Annotated in this window: 11 protein-coding genes, 2 tRNA genes and 2 pseudogenes; 6 read left to right on the plus strand and 9 right to left on the minus strand. The window is 72.2% G+C overall.

What is annotated here, in order from left to right:
* Window positions 1-19: 19 nt before the first annotated feature.
* From ACZ6Y7_RS01745 to ACZ6Y7_RS01765, 5 genes and pseudogenes are all read right to left on the minus strand, one after another.
* Window positions 20-373: pseudogene (locus ACZ6Y7_RS01745) on the minus strand (response regulator transcription factor); the annotation flags it as partial.
* A pseudogene (locus ACZ6Y7_RS01750) lies at window positions 360-1,074 on the minus strand (ABC transporter ATP-binding protein); the annotation flags it as partial. The pseudogenes ACZ6Y7_RS01745 and ACZ6Y7_RS01750, both read right to left, overlap by 14 nt.
* A 149-nt stretch (window positions 1,075-1,223) precedes the next feature.
* Window positions 1,224-1,296, minus strand: a tRNA-Gly gene (locus ACZ6Y7_RS01755).
* 39 nt (window positions 1,297-1,335) lie between these two features.
* Window positions 1,336-1,408, minus strand: a tRNA-Gly gene (locus ACZ6Y7_RS01760).
* Window positions 1,409-1,551: 143 nt separating this feature from the next.
* Window positions 1,552-1,869, minus strand: a complete 318-nt coding sequence (locus ACZ6Y7_RS01765; RefSeq protein WP_030056585.1) for a histone-like nucleoid-structuring protein Lsr2 — start codon at window positions 1,867-1,869, stop codon at window positions 1,552-1,554.
* A 466-nt stretch (window positions 1,870-2,335) separates the two neighbouring features.
* Here ACZ6Y7_RS01765 and purS point away from each other — a divergent pair, with 466 nt between their 5' ends.
* The 4 genes from purS (at window position 2,336) to ACZ6Y7_RS01785 (ending at window position 6,397) form a co-directional block, all read left to right on the plus strand.
* Window positions 2,336-2,590 (plus strand): phosphoribosylformylglycinamidine synthase subunit PurS, encoded by a 255-nt coding sequence (purS, locus tag ACZ6Y7_RS01770; protein WP_049654013.1) that lies wholly within the window; start codon window positions 2,336-2,338, stop codon window positions 2,588-2,590.
* The gene (gene purQ, locus ACZ6Y7_RS01775; RefSeq protein WP_402216189.1) at window positions 2,587-3,264 is read left to right on the plus strand and encodes a phosphoribosylformylglycinamidine synthase subunit PurQ; all 678 of its coding nucleotides are present in this window, start codon (window positions 2,587-2,589) and stop codon (window positions 3,262-3,264) included. The genes purS and purQ overlap by 4 nt, the downstream gene beginning before the upstream one ends.
* On the plus strand, window positions 3,264-5,519 hold the full coding sequence (purL, locus tag ACZ6Y7_RS01780) for a phosphoribosylformylglycinamidine synthase subunit PurL (protein ID WP_465755884.1): 2,256 nt from the start codon (window positions 3,264-3,266) through the stop codon (window positions 5,517-5,519). Before purQ ends, purL begins: the two co-directional genes overlap by 1 nt.
* A 65-nt stretch (window positions 5,520-5,584) precedes the next feature.
* The gene (locus ACZ6Y7_RS01785; RefSeq protein ID WP_465755885.1) at window positions 5,585-6,397 is read left to right on the plus strand and encodes a maleylpyruvate isomerase family mycothiol-dependent enzyme; all 813 of its coding nucleotides are present in this window, start codon (window positions 5,585-5,587) and stop codon (window positions 6,395-6,397) included.
* Between the two features lie 188 nt (window positions 6,398-6,585).
* Here the strand turns inward: ACZ6Y7_RS01785 and ACZ6Y7_RS01790 are convergent, their stop codons facing one another.
* Window positions 6,586-7,371, minus strand: a complete 786-nt coding sequence (locus tag ACZ6Y7_RS01790) for a DUF3152 domain-containing protein (protein WP_465755886.1) — start codon at window positions 7,369-7,371, stop codon at window positions 6,586-6,588.
* A gap of 233 nt (window positions 7,372-7,604) precedes the next feature.
* Here ACZ6Y7_RS01790 and ACZ6Y7_RS01795 point away from each other — a divergent pair, with 233 nt between their 5' ends.
* Window positions 7,605-8,024 carry a DUF3151 domain-containing protein gene (locus ACZ6Y7_RS01795; RefSeq protein ID WP_465755887.1) on the plus strand — a complete coding sequence of 140 codons (420 nt, stop codon included), beginning with the start codon at window positions 7,605-7,607 and terminating at the stop codon, window positions 8,022-8,024.
* Window positions 8,025-8,118: 94 nt separating this feature from the next.
* Here the strand turns inward: ACZ6Y7_RS01795 and fbaA are convergent, their stop codons facing one another.
* The gene (fbaA, locus tag ACZ6Y7_RS01800) at window positions 8,119-9,141 is read right to left on the minus strand and encodes a class II fructose-bisphosphate aldolase (protein ID WP_465755888.1); all 1,023 of its coding nucleotides are present in this window, start codon (window positions 9,139-9,141) and stop codon (window positions 8,119-8,121) included.
* A 425-nt stretch (window positions 9,142-9,566) separates the two neighbouring features.
* Between fbaA and ACZ6Y7_RS01805 the strand changes: the two genes are divergently transcribed.
* A complete protein-coding gene (locus tag ACZ6Y7_RS01805) occupies window positions 9,567-10,286 on the plus strand; it encodes a DedA family protein (RefSeq protein ID WP_465755889.1) in 720 nt (239 codons plus the stop codon).
* 81 nt (window positions 10,287-10,367) lie between these two features.
* Here ACZ6Y7_RS01805 and pyrE read toward each other — a convergent pair whose 3' ends face one another.
* A complete protein-coding gene (gene pyrE / locus ACZ6Y7_RS01810; protein WP_465755890.1) occupies window positions 10,368-10,904 on the minus strand; it encodes an orotate phosphoribosyltransferase in 537 nt (178 codons plus the stop codon).
* A 65-nt stretch (window positions 10,905-10,969) separates the two neighbouring features.
* Window positions 10,970-12,061 (minus strand): SRPBCC family protein, encoded by a 1,092-nt coding sequence (locus ACZ6Y7_RS01815; RefSeq protein ID WP_465755891.1) that lies wholly within the window; start codon window positions 12,059-12,061, stop codon window positions 10,970-10,972.
* Window positions 12,062-12,137: the final 76 nt, after the last annotated feature.

A 12,137-nucleotide genomic window follows, 5' to 3' on the forward strand; every position in this document is an offset into this window, starting at 1 on the left:
CCGCGGGCGGCGGCCGGGCTCAGATCCAGCCGTGCTCGCGGGCGATCCGCACCGCCGCGTGCCGGTTCTCCGCGCCCAGCTTGCCGACCGCCGAGGACAGGTAGTTGCGGACGGTGCCCTGGGAGAGCGAGGCCCGCTCGGCGATCTCGGCGATCGAGGTGCCGTCGGCGGCCAGCTCCAGGACGTCCGTCTCGCGCGGCGTCAGCGGGGTCTCCCCGGTGCTGATCGCGTCCGCCGCCAGCTCCGGGTCCACGTACCGGCCGCCGGAGCGCACGGTGCGGATGATGCCCGCCAGGTCGGCGGCCGAGACGGTCTTCGGCAGGAAGCCGCGGACCCCGACCTCCAGCGCCCGCTTCAGGTAGCCGGGGCGGCCGTCCGGCGATCACCTCGGCGACGGTGCCGGTGGTGACGACCTGCCCGCCGTGCATGATGGCCAGCCGGTCGGCCAGCTCCTCGGCCTCCTCCAGGTAGTGCGTGGTGAGCAGCACGGTGGTGCCCTGGGCGCGCAGCTCGCGGACCAGCCGCCAGACGGCGGCCCGCGCCTCGGGGTCGAGGCCGGTGCTGGGCTCGTCCAGGAACAGCACCTCGGGGCGGCCGAGCAGGGCCATCGCGAGGTCGAGCCGGCGCCGTTCGCCGCCGGACAGCTGCTTGACCCGGACGCCCCGGCGGTGGCCGAGGCCGACCAGCTCCAGCGCCTCCTCGACCGGGCGCGCGCCGCTGGTCAGCCCGGACCAGACGCGGCCGGTCTCGGCGGCGGTGAGGTCCCCGGAGAAGCCGCCCTCCTGGAGCATGATGCCGATCCTCGGCCGGACGGCGGCGCGCTCCAGGTGGGGGGTCGTGGCCGAGCACCCGGACGGTGCCGCCGCTGGGGGCGGCCAGGCCCTCGATGAGCTCCATGGTGGAGGTCTTGCCGGCCCCGTTGGTGCCGAGCAGGGCGAACAGCTCGCCGCGGCCGACGGTCAGGTGGACGCCGCGGACGGCGTGGAAGCCGGTGCTCCCGGTGCCGTAGTGGCGGTGCAGGTCGGTGACCTCGATCACGCTGTCGCTGGGCCCGGAGGGGCGGCTCGTTTCCATGCCCCCAGCCTTCCGCCGCCGGGAGCGCGCGGGCAGTGCGCGCCGTCATGACCTCGCGGTGGGGATCCACGGGTCGGCGGTGACAAATGTCACGGACGACGGTCGGGAATGCCGAAGGGCCCCCTCGATCGAGGGAGCCCTTCTTTCTGAGCGGACGACGAGATTCGAACTCGCGACCCTCACCTTGGCAAGGTGATGCTCTACCAACTGAGCCACGTCCGCAGGTCAAACTATTGAGTTGTGCTGTGCTCGCGCACTGCGAGCGGACGACGAGATTCGAACTCGCGACCCTCACCTTGGCAAGGTGATGCTCTACCAACTGAGCCACGTCCGCGTGGTGCCCGGTGGGGCACCCGCCGCCTCTTCGGATCTCTCCGTTGCGGCGACGAGGAATACTCTACAGCATCGTTCGGGGTGGTCGCCCCACCCTTTCGGTCCAGGGTGGGCGGGGCGACCTCGGGCGGCGCCCCGGGCGGGTCAGTTCGCCTCGGCGAACGCCTCGTACACGTGCTTGGGGATGCGGCCGCGGGCCGGCAGTTCCATGCCGCGGGACAGTGCCCAGGCGCGGACGGCGGCGGGGTCGGGGGTGAGCGCGGTGCGGCGGAAGGACTTTCCGGTGCGGCTCTGGCGACGGCCGGCGGCGACGAACGGGGCGAGGGCCTCGCGCAGCTTTTCCGCGTTGTCCACGGACAGGTCGATCTCGTACGACTTCCCGTCGACGCCGAAGTGGACGGTTTCCGCGGCGGCGCCGCCGTCCAGGTCGTCGGAGAGCGTGACAACTACACGCTGAGCCATGGGCGTCAATCCTCTCGGCAATTCGGCCACCGGTCCGCGGGGTACGCCCCGGGGCCTGATGTGCACCAACTCGCGCAAGCGCATACGGGCAGGCCCGGTGGCCCGCCTGATACGCAGCACTTGTCGCGACAGGTGGCCCTATTCTGCACCCGAAGGGGGTCGAAATCGAAGAGTCCGGCATTCTTTTCCGGATATTCACGTGTCTTCGCGGGACTGCCGGATACCGATGTGCGGGACGGGCGGTTCTGTCCCCAAGTGCCGTATTCGGGTGTTCTCCGGGGGTGTCGTTCGGGGTGCCGAATCCGTGGAAACCGGCCGCTGGGGGCGGGGGCTCGGGGGCCCGGATCCCTTGCGGCGTAAGGGTCCCGGGTCTACGCGCGTCGCTATCCCCGGCCAGCAATCCTGCCCGAAACCACCGGTAGTCTGGAGTTCCCCCGCCTCACCGAAGACACCACCGGGAGTGCCAGTGGCACGCGTCGTAGTCGACGTCATGCTCAAGCCGGAGATCCTCGACCCCCAGGGACAGGCGGTGCAGCGCGCACTGCCCCGTCTCGGATTCACCGGGATCGCCGACGTCCGCCAGGGCAAGCGTTTCGAGCTGGATGTGGAGGGCCCGGTCGACGACGCGGCGCTCGCCCGTATCCGCGAAGCCGCCGAGACCTTTCTCGCCAACACCGTGATCGAGGACTTCACCGTCCGGGTCGAGGAGGAGGGCAAGTGACCACCCGCGTAGGCGTCGTCACTTTCCCCGGCTCGCTCGACGACCGCGACGCCCAGCGGGCGGTCCGCCTCGCCGGCGCCGAGCCGGTCGCCCTCTGGCACCGTGACAAGGATCTCCACCAGGTCGACGCCGTCGTCCTGCCGGGCGGATTCAGTTACGGCGACTATCTGCGCTGCGGTGCGATCTCCCGCTTCTCCCCGGTGATGGAGACGGTCATCGAGCAGGCGAAGCTCGGAATGCCGGTCCTCGGTATCTGCAACGGCTTCCAGGTGCTCTGCGAATCCCACCTGCTGCCCGGTGCGCTCACCCGCAACGACTCGCTGCACTTCATCTGCCGCGACCAGAAGCTGCGCATCGAGAACGCCGGCACCGCCTGGACCCGGGATTACGCGGCCGGCCAGGAAATCGTCGTGCCGCTGAAGAACGGCGAGGGCCGCTTCGTCGCCGACGAGCACGTCCTGGACGAGCTGGAGGCGGAGGGCCGGGTGGTCGCCCGTTACCTGGACGTCAACCCGAACGGTTCGTACCGCGACATCGCCGGCATCACCAACGCCGCCGGCAACGTCGTCGGCCTGATGCCGCACCCGGAGCACGCCGTGGAGCCGCTCACCGGTCCGACCACCGAGGGCCTGGGCTTCTTCACTTCCGTCCTGAAGCAGCTGGTGAACGCCTGATGAGCCTCGACACCGTCAAGAACGCCGAGCAGACCCCGGACGCCGCCCAGCCCTGGGCCGAACTCGGTCTCAAGGAGGACGAGTACGCGCGCATCCGGGAGATCCTCGGCCGCCGCCCCACCGGCGCCGAGCTCGCGATGTACTCCGTCATGTGGTCGGAGCACTGTTCGTACAAGAGCAGCAAGGTCCACCTGAAGCAGTTCGGCGAGAAGAAGCCCGATTCGGACGCGATGCTCGTCGGCATCGGCGAGAACGCCGGTGTGGTCGACGTCGGCCAGGGCTACGCGGTCACCTTCAAGGTCGAGTCGCACAACCACCCGTCGTACATCGAGCCCTACCAGGGCGCGGCCACCGGCATCGGCGGCATCGTGCGCGACATCCTCGCCATGGGCGCCCGCCCGGTCGCCGTGATGGACCCGCTGCGCTTCGGTGCGGCCGACCACCCGGACACCCGCCGCGTGCTGCCCGGGATCGTCGCGGGCATCGGCGGCTACGGCAACTGCCTGGGCCTGCCGAACATCGGCGGGGAGGTCGTCTTCGACTCCTGCTACCAGGGCAACCCGCTGGTCAACGCGCTCTGCGTGGGCGTCATGAAGCACGAGGACATCCACCTCGCGCAGGCCTCCGGTGCCGGCAACAAGGTCATCCTGTACGGCGCCCGCACCGGTGGCGACGGCATCGGCGGCGTCTCGGTGCTGGCCTCCGAGACCTTCGACGACACCAAGCCGGCCAAGCGCCCAGCGGTCCAGGTCGGCGACCCGTTCCAGGAGAAGCTCCTGATCGAGTGCACCCTGGAGATCTTCCGCGAGAAGCTCGTCAAGGGCATCCAGGACCTCGGCGGCGCCGGTCTGTCCTGCGCCACCAGCGAGCTGGCCTCGGCCGGCTCCGGCGGCATGCGGATCGAGCTCGACACCGTGCACCTGCGCGACCACACGCTCTCGCCCGAGGAGATCCTCATGAGCGAGTCGCAGGAGCGCATGTGCGCGATCGTGGAGCCCGACAAGGTCGACCGCTTCCTGGAGATCTGCGAGAAGTGGGACGTCATCGCCAACGTCATCGGTGAGGTGACCGACGGCGAGCGCCTGGAGATCTACTGGCACGGCGAGCTCGTGGTGGACGTCCCGCCGCGCACCGTCGCCCACGAGGGCCCGACCTACCAGCGCCCGTACGCCCGCCCGAGCTGGCAGGACGCGCTGCAGGCCGACGCCCCGACCGCCGAGCGGCTGGCCCGCCCGACCACCGGCGAGGGCCTCAAGGCCGACCTGCTGAAGGTCGTGAGCCACCCGAACCAGGCCTCCAAGTCCTGGATCACCGACCAGTACGACCGCTACGTGCTCGGCAACACCGTGCTCTCGCACGGCGAGGACTCGGGCATGATCCGGATCGACGACGAGACCAACCTCGGCGTCTCGGTCGCCACCGACGGCAACGGCCGCTTCGCCAAGCTGGACCCGTACACCGGCGCCCAGCTGGCCCTGGCCGAGGCGTACCGCAACGTCGCGGCCGGCGGCGCCAAGCCGCTGGCCGTCTCCGACTGCCTCAACTTCGGCTCCCCCGAGGACCCGGACGTGATGTGGCAGTTCGCCGAGGCGACCCGCGGCCTGGCCGACGCCTGCCTGGTGCTCGGCACCCCGGTCACCGGCGGCAACGTCTCGCTGTACAACCAGACCGGCGACGTCGCCATCCACCCGACCCCGGTGGTCGCGGTGCTCGGCGTCATCGACGACGTCACCCGGCGCACCCCGGTCGCCTTCGCCGAGGAGGGGCAGCTGCTCTACCTGCTCGGCGACACGGCGGACGAGCTCGGCGGCTCGGCCTGGTCCCAGGCGGTCCACGACCACCTCGGCGGTCTGCCGCCCAAGGTCGACCTGGAGCGCGAGCGGCTGCTCGGCGAGATCCTGATCTCCGCCTCGCGCGACGGCATGATCGACGCCGCGCACGACCTGTCCGACGGCGGCCTCGGCCAGGCGCTCGTGGAGAGCTGCCTCAAGGGCGGCCACGGCGCGCGGATCGTCGTGCCCGAGGGCATGGACCCGTTCGTCCTGCTGTTCTCCGAGTCGGCCGGCCGCGCCGTCGTGGCGGTGCCGCGCAGCGAGGAGCTCCGGTTCAACGACATGTGCACCGCGCGTGGCCTGCCGGCCACCCGGATCGGTGTCGTGGACGGCGACAGCATCGATGTCCAGGGGCAGTTCAGCGTGACGCTGGCCGAGCTGAAGGACGCCCACACCGGCGTCATCGAGGCCCTGCTGGCCTGACGCACCCGTCCTGAGGGGTGGTCGGCTCCGTGGAGCCGACCACCCCTCGGCGTATCTTGGGGCCCATGCCTGCCAAGTCCCGTACGTACCAGCCGCAGAAGGTCCGCGCCGCACTGGCCGCACAGACCGGGGCGCTGCGCTCGGCCGTGGACGGCCTCACCGCGGAGCAGCTGGACCTGCCGACCAGGCTGGGGGAGTGGACGGTCCGGGACCTTCTGGCGCACCTCGCCGTCCAACTCGACTTCGTACCGGCGCACCTGGACGATCCGCTCCAGGGCAGGCCGTCCCTGGACCTGTCGGGGTGGGCGGCGGGGGTCGGCACCGTCGCGGCCGTGCTGGACGAGCAGGCCAGGGAGCGGGCCGCGGCGGACTTCGGCGGGGACCCGTCCTCGGTGGCCGCGGCCTTCGGGCGCGCCGCGGACGCGCTGACCGGACTGCTGGAAAGACCCGAAGCGGCCGACCCGACACGGCGGTTCGAGATCCGCCTCGGCTCGATGACGCTCGCCGACATGCTGGTGACCCGCCTGGTGGAGACCGTCGTGCACGCCGACGACCTGGCCGACTCCCTCGGCCTGGACGCCTTCCCGCACGACCGGCAGGCCCTCGCCGCCGTCTCCCGGATGCTGGCCGACGCCTTTGCCGACCGCGCCCCGGGCGGGGCGGTCGAGCTGCGGATCCCGCCGTACGCCGTGGTGCAGGCCGTCGAGGGCCCGCGGCACACCCGCGGCACCCCGCCCAACGTGGTCGAGACCGACCCGCTGACCTGGATCCGGCTCGCCACCGGCCGCACCACGTGGGCCGCCGCGGTGGACGCCGCCGCGCTGTCGGCCTCGGGTGAACGCAGCGACCTGAGCGGGTACTTGCCGGTGCTGGGCTGACGAGAGCGGGGTCGGCCTGCGCTCGGCTCCGCGCCGCCGGGACCGCGCGGTGCGGGCACTACGGGGCTTCGCGGCACCGGCGGATTCACGGCACTGGCGGCTTCGCGGCACTGGCGGGTTCACGGCACTGGCGGGTTCACGGCACCCCTGGGGTCCTGGCACCGGCGGGTTGCGGCACCGCCGGGGTGTCAGGGCACCGACGGCCCGCTCAGGTACGTCCCGTCCGCCGAGTACGGCCAGGCGTTGGGGGTGCAGCCCTTGAGGCCGTAGATCTGCTGCATCATCGCGGGCGCGGGCTTGCCCGGCCCGGGGCAGGTCTCGTGGCCGTGGCCGATCCGGTGGCCGACCTCGTGGTTGACGATCAGTGCCCGGTAGTCCTCGATCGGCCCGCTGAACTGCGGTGAACCAGTGTTCCAGCGCTTGGAGTTGACCAGCACCTGGTCGCCGACGTTGCAGTTGACCTCGCCGTGGGTGTCCAGGCCGGAGGCGCCGCAGATCCGGTCCACGGTGGCGGGCGAGGCGATCTTCACGGTGAAGTTGTACGGGCCGCTCGCGACGAGTTGGAAGCCGTCCTTCTGGTCGGTGGTCCAGCCGCGCGGGTCGCCGAGGATGCCGTGGATCTGGGCGGCGGCGGCCGAGGCGTCGATGCCGATGCCGTCCTCGACCTCGACCCGGTAGCGGCGCACGTTGCCGCGGCCGACCGGCTTGGCGGTGGCCGGGGCGATGGTGAAGGTGCCCGCGCCCTTGGTGGGGCCGGCGTCCGGCTCGGTGGGGGTGGGCGTCGGGGTCGGCGTCGGCGTCGGAGCGGGGGCGGCGGTCGGCGTGGGCGTCGGTGCCGACGCGGGTGCCGCCTCCGCGGGCGGGATGGCCCGGGCCTGGGTGGCGGGAGTGGCCGTCGGCGTGCCGGAGGGCCGGTTCAGCAGGAGCACCGAGGCGCCCAGCACCAGGACGGACAGCACCAGCGCCGTGAGCATGCCAGGGCCGACTCTCCGACGTGGCCGGCGGCGTCTCCGGCCGCCCTTGCGGTTCGGGGCGGCTCGCCTACAGGCGGGTCGGGATTCGGGCACGAGCGTCACCATGACATGGCGAACGGGTGAATGTCCATGTACCCGGTATGCAGATCGCGTGGCGGCCGTCGACCCTCCGCGCCGGGCACCCGCGCGATGCGGCGGTTGACCCCCGCGCCTCGGGTGGCAGACTTCAGGGCATGGCGATTCACAGGAATCTTCTCGACGGTCCCGAACCGACCCTCCTGCCTGAGGAGGAGCGGCCCTACCGGATGCTGGCGGAGGAGTCGGCCTCACCGACCCAGGTGGCGGCCGACTTCCCGGCCTTCTGCCTCGCCTGGGCCATGCTCGCCGACGACGCCTACGCGGCCGGCCGGTACGTCGAGTCGTACGCCTACGCCCGCACCGGCTACCACCGGGGCCTGGACGCGCTGCGGCGCAACGGCTGGAAGGGCCACGGCCCGGTGCCGTGGGAGCACCGCGGCAACCGCGGGTTCCTGCGCTGCCTGGCCGCGCTCGCGCGGGCGGCCGGCGCGATCAAGGAGACCGAGGAGGAGGCCCGCTGCTGGCAGTTCCTGAAGGACAGCAGCGCGGAGGCGTACGCGGAGCTCAAGCAGTAGCAACCCCCGGACGTGCGGGTGCCCCCGGCGGTCCTCCGCCGGGGGCACCCCCGTCCCGTACGGCCGTCGCGGTCGCTCGACGCGACCGCCGGGCTCACTTCAGGCGCTTGCCGGCCGAACGCAGCTGCTCGGCGGCCTCGACCACGCGGGCGGCCATGCCGGCCTCGGCCAGCTTGCCCCAGGTGCGGGGGTCGTAGGTGTTCTTCTTGCCGACCTCGCCGTCGACCTTCAGCACGCCGTCGTAGTTGGCGAACATGTGGCCGGCGACCGGGCGGGTGAAGGCGTACTGGGTGTCGGTGTCCAGGTTCATCTTCACGACGCCGTTCTCCAGCGCGGTGGCGATCTCCTCGGCGGTGGAGCCCGAGCCGCCGTGGAAGACGAAGTCGAACGGGTCGGTCTTGCCGTACTGCTTGCCGATCGCGTCCTGCAGCTCGCGCAGCAGCTCCGGCTTCAGCACGACGTTGCCCGGCTTGTACACGCCGTGCACGTTGCCGAACGAGGCGGCCAGCAGGTAGCGGCCGTTCTCGCCCAGGCCCAGCGCCTCGGCGGTGCGGACGGCGTCGTTGACGGTGGTGTACAGCTCGTCGTTGATCTCGTGGGAGACGCCGTCCTCCTCGCCACCGGTCGGGGTGATCTCGACCTCGAGGATGATCTTGGCGGCGGCGGCCTGGGCCAGCAGCTCCTGGGCGATGGCCAGGTTGTCGGCGAGGGTCTCGGCGGAGCCGTCCCACATGTGCGACTGGAACAGCGGGTTCTCGCCCTTGGCCACGCGCTCGGCGGAGATCGCCAGCAGCGGGCGGACGTAGCCGTCCAGCTTGTCCTTCGGGCAGTGGTCGGTGTGCAGCGCGACGGTGATGTCGTACTTGGCGGCGACGATGTGGGCGAACTCGGCCAGCGCGACGGCGCCGGTCACCATGTCCTTGTTGTGCTGGCCGCCCAGGAACTCCGCGCCGCCGGTCGAGATCTGGATGATGCCGTCGCTCTCGGCCTCGGCGAAACCGCGCAGCGCGGCGTGCAGGGTCTGCGACGAGGTGACGTTGATGGCCGGGTAGGCGAACTTGCCCGCCTTGGCCCGGTCCAGCATCTCGTTGTAGACCTCGGGAGTTGCGATGGGCATGCGATCCGCTCCTGTCGGGTTGCGGCGTACGGACGGTGCTGTCCGACGCTGTGTACGCCTTCTTGACGACTCCGTGCCGGCCCGCCGACGCGCGGCGTTGCGAGGTGGCTCTCCGGCACCAAGGTATCGAGGCGACCTCCGCGGTACGGCCACGAGGGTGGTGGAGCCGCCGCGGACCGGGACGCCTCGGACATCTTCCCAGACTCGTGCCCGCAGGTCAGCAGGAGCCCGCCAGTCGAAACGCCGCGGCCCGGGGCCGGTGGGGCGGGTGGGGCGGCCCTGCCGCGGCGCGGCCACCCGGCCTTGCCGCGGCCCGGGCACCCGGCCCTGCCGCGGCGCGGGCGCGGGCCCCCGGGCCGGGTACGGGGGGCCCGCGGCCACCGTGCGCCCGACCGGTCGCAAGGTACGCCCGCTATCCTGCGCCCGTGGACTACAACCAGCTGGCCGTCAACCTGCTCGACGCCAAATCCCTGATCTCGTCCCTCGGCGCCATCGGGCTGATCGCGATCATCTTCGCGGAGACCGGCCTGCTGGTCGGCTTCTTCTTCCCGGGCGACTCGCTGCTGATCCTCGCGGGCGTCGCCGCCTCGAGCGCCGCCTCGTCGGTGCTCGGTGACGGCGCCAGGCTGCCGATCGCGGTCCTGCTCGTCGGCTGCCCGATCGCGGCGATCGCCGGCGCCCAGCTGGGGCACCTGATCGGGGCCAAGGTCGGGCCGAAGATGTTCGACAAGCCCGAATCGAAGATCTTCCGCCGCGAGTACGTGGTGAAGGCGGAGGAGTACTTCAACAAGTTCGGCTCCGGCAAGGCCGTGGTGCTGGCCCGCTTCATGCCGATCATCCGGACCTTCCTCAACCCGGTCGCCGGCACCCTGGAGATGCCCGCCAGGACGTTCTTCCTGTGGAACGTCGTCGGCGGTGTGCTCTGGACCGAGTCCATGCTGCTGATCGGCTACTTCTTCGGCGACGCGCTGGCCCCGGTGATCGACAAGTACCTGATCCCGGCGGTGCTGCTGATCGTGCTGCTGTCGCTCTCGCCGATCCTGGTCGAGGTCCTGCGCGAGCGCAGGAAGAAGAAGGCGGGCGGCGCCGAGGGCGTCGACGAGGCCCCGGCGCAGGCCGGTGGCGGTCGGCACCGGCGCGGCTGACCCCGCACGCACCGGAGGGCCGGGCCCGTTCCACGTGTTTCACGTGAAACGGACCCGGCCCTCCGTCGTCCACCGGGCGGGTCAGAGACCCAGGTCGTCCAGGGTGTACGCGGTCACGTACTCCAGGCCCTGCTCCGCGACGGCACCCGCGCCGCCGCGCTCCACGATCACCGCGACGCCCACCACGTCGGCGCCCGCCTCGCGCAGCGCCTCGACCGCCTGCAGCACCGAGCCGCCGGTGGTGGAGGTGTCCTCGACCGCCAGCACCCGCCGGCCCTTCACGTCCGGGCCCTCGATCCGGCGCTGCAGACCGTGCGCCTTGCCGGTCTTGCGGACCACGAAGGCGTCCAGCCGCCGCCCGCGCGCGGCGGCGGCGTGCAGCATCGAGGTGGCCACCGGGTCGGCGCCCAGGGTGAGACCGCCGACGGCGTCGTACTCCAGGTGCGAGGTCGCGTCCAGCATCACCCGGCCGACCAGCGGGGCGGCCTCGCCGTCCAGCGTGATCCGGCGCAGGTCGACGTAGTAGTCGGCCTCCTTGCCGGAGGAGAGGGTGACCTTGCCGTGCACGACGGCCTTGTCCTTGATCTGCGCCAGCAGGGCGTCGCGGTCGTTGCTCATGAGCGTTCAGTCTAGGCCCTGTGCTCGGCCCGCCGCCCGCCCGGCAGCGCCCGCGACGCTCTCCGCTACCGCCGCCGAAGGGCCCTGACCAGCACCACGGCACCGCCCAGCAGCGCCACCGAGCCGCCGATCACCCACGGCACCGCGCTGCGGCCGCCGGTGCCCGGCACCACGATCCCGCCGGCCTCGCCACCCCAGCGGGACGCCGCCCGGGCCCGCGCGCTACGGGCCGGCAGCGCCGGGGCGTACGGCCCGCGCGGCGGGGCGTGGTCCACCTCCTCGGCGGACCGGCCGACGATGCTGCGGCGCACCGGGCCGGAGAGCACCGGCTCGTCCTCGTACGCGAACAGCGGCTCGACGGGGACCTCCTCGGCGACGGCGTCCCGCCCGGCGGAGCCGTCCTCGACGTCGTCCGCCGCCTCGACGGCGTCCCGGTCCCCGCCCCCGGACCCGTTCCGGTCGTCCTCGTCGTCCGTCTCGTCCGTCTCGTCCAGGTCGTCCTCGACATCGGCGTCATCGGCGTCATCGGCGGCGGAGCCGATGGGGAGGCCGAAGCGCTCGGCGTCGGCGTCGGAGAAGGCGATCAGGTCGGAGAGGTCGTCGTCCAGGTCGTCGCCGGGCTGGTCCTGGCGGTCCTCGATGAAGACGACCCCGGCGGTCGCCGCCCCGGCGTCCTGGTCCTGCTCGTCGTCCTGCTCGTCCTGCTGCTCGCCCTCGGGGGCGACCAGGGCGGTGGCGAACCTGTCCAGCAGCCGGCGGCCGGTGGCGTCGAGGGTCTCCTCGTCGAACTCGGTCAGCCGACCGGTGGCGCTCAGGTCACCGGTGAAGCGGATCACGGCGGAGCCGTCCTCGGCGCCGTCGGCGACGCTCACCCGGACGGTGGCGGTCGCCTCCCCGCTGCCCCGCGCCTCCTGGCCCTCGGCGAGCACGGTCAGCACGCCCTTACGGCCCTCGATCAGCGACAGCACGCCCTTGTAGGTGATCGTGGAGCCGCCGATGCGCAGCTTCAGCCGCCCGCCGATCTCCTCGGCCGACCCGCCCCCGACGGCGGCCGGCTCGGTGCTCAGTCCCGGCACACTCCGCGCCAGCAGCGCCGGATCCTGCAAGGCCTGCCGCACCAGCTCGGCGGACATCGGGACGACAACCTCATGCTCCATGCCACGGAGCCTACCGACCCGACCGCGCCCGGTCCCTACCCACCACCACCCGACTTTCCCCGCCCCACCCCGACAC

The sequence above is a fragment of the Kitasatospora sp. NPDC053308 genome (assembly GCF_055585785.1).

Bases quoted from the DNA above. Each gene is read 5' to 3' on its own strand.
- ACZ6Y7_RS01765 (WP_030056585.1), bottom strand. From the start codon at position 1,869: ATGGCTCAGCGTGTAGTTGTCACGCTCTCCGACGACCTGGACGGCGGC.
- ACZ6Y7_RS01785 (WP_465755885.1), top strand. From the start codon at position 5,585: ATGCCTGCCAAGTCCCGTACGTACCAGCCGCAGAAGGTCCGCGCCGCA.
- ACZ6Y7_RS01815 (WP_465755891.1), bottom strand. From the start codon at position 12,061: ATGGAGCATGAGGTTGTCGTCCCGATGTCCGCCGAGCTGGTGCGGCAG.
- ACZ6Y7_RS01790 (WP_465755886.1), bottom strand. From the start codon at position 7,371: ATGCTCACGGCGCTGGTGCTGTCCGTCCTGGTGCTGGGCGCCTCGGTG.
- pyrE (WP_465755890.1), bottom strand. From the start codon at position 10,904: ATGAGCAACGACCGCGACGCCCTGCTGGCGCAGATCAAGGACAAGGCC.
- purL (WP_465755884.1), top strand. From the start codon at position 3,264: ATGAGCCTCGACACCGTCAAGAACGCCGAGCAGACCCCGGACGCCGCC.
- fbaA (WP_465755888.1), bottom strand. From the start codon at position 9,141: ATGCCCATCGCAACTCCCGAGGTCTACAACGAGATGCTGGACCGGGCC.
- ACZ6Y7_RS01795 (WP_465755887.1), top strand. From the start codon at position 7,605: ATGGCGATTCACAGGAATCTTCTCGACGGTCCCGAACCGACCCTCCTG.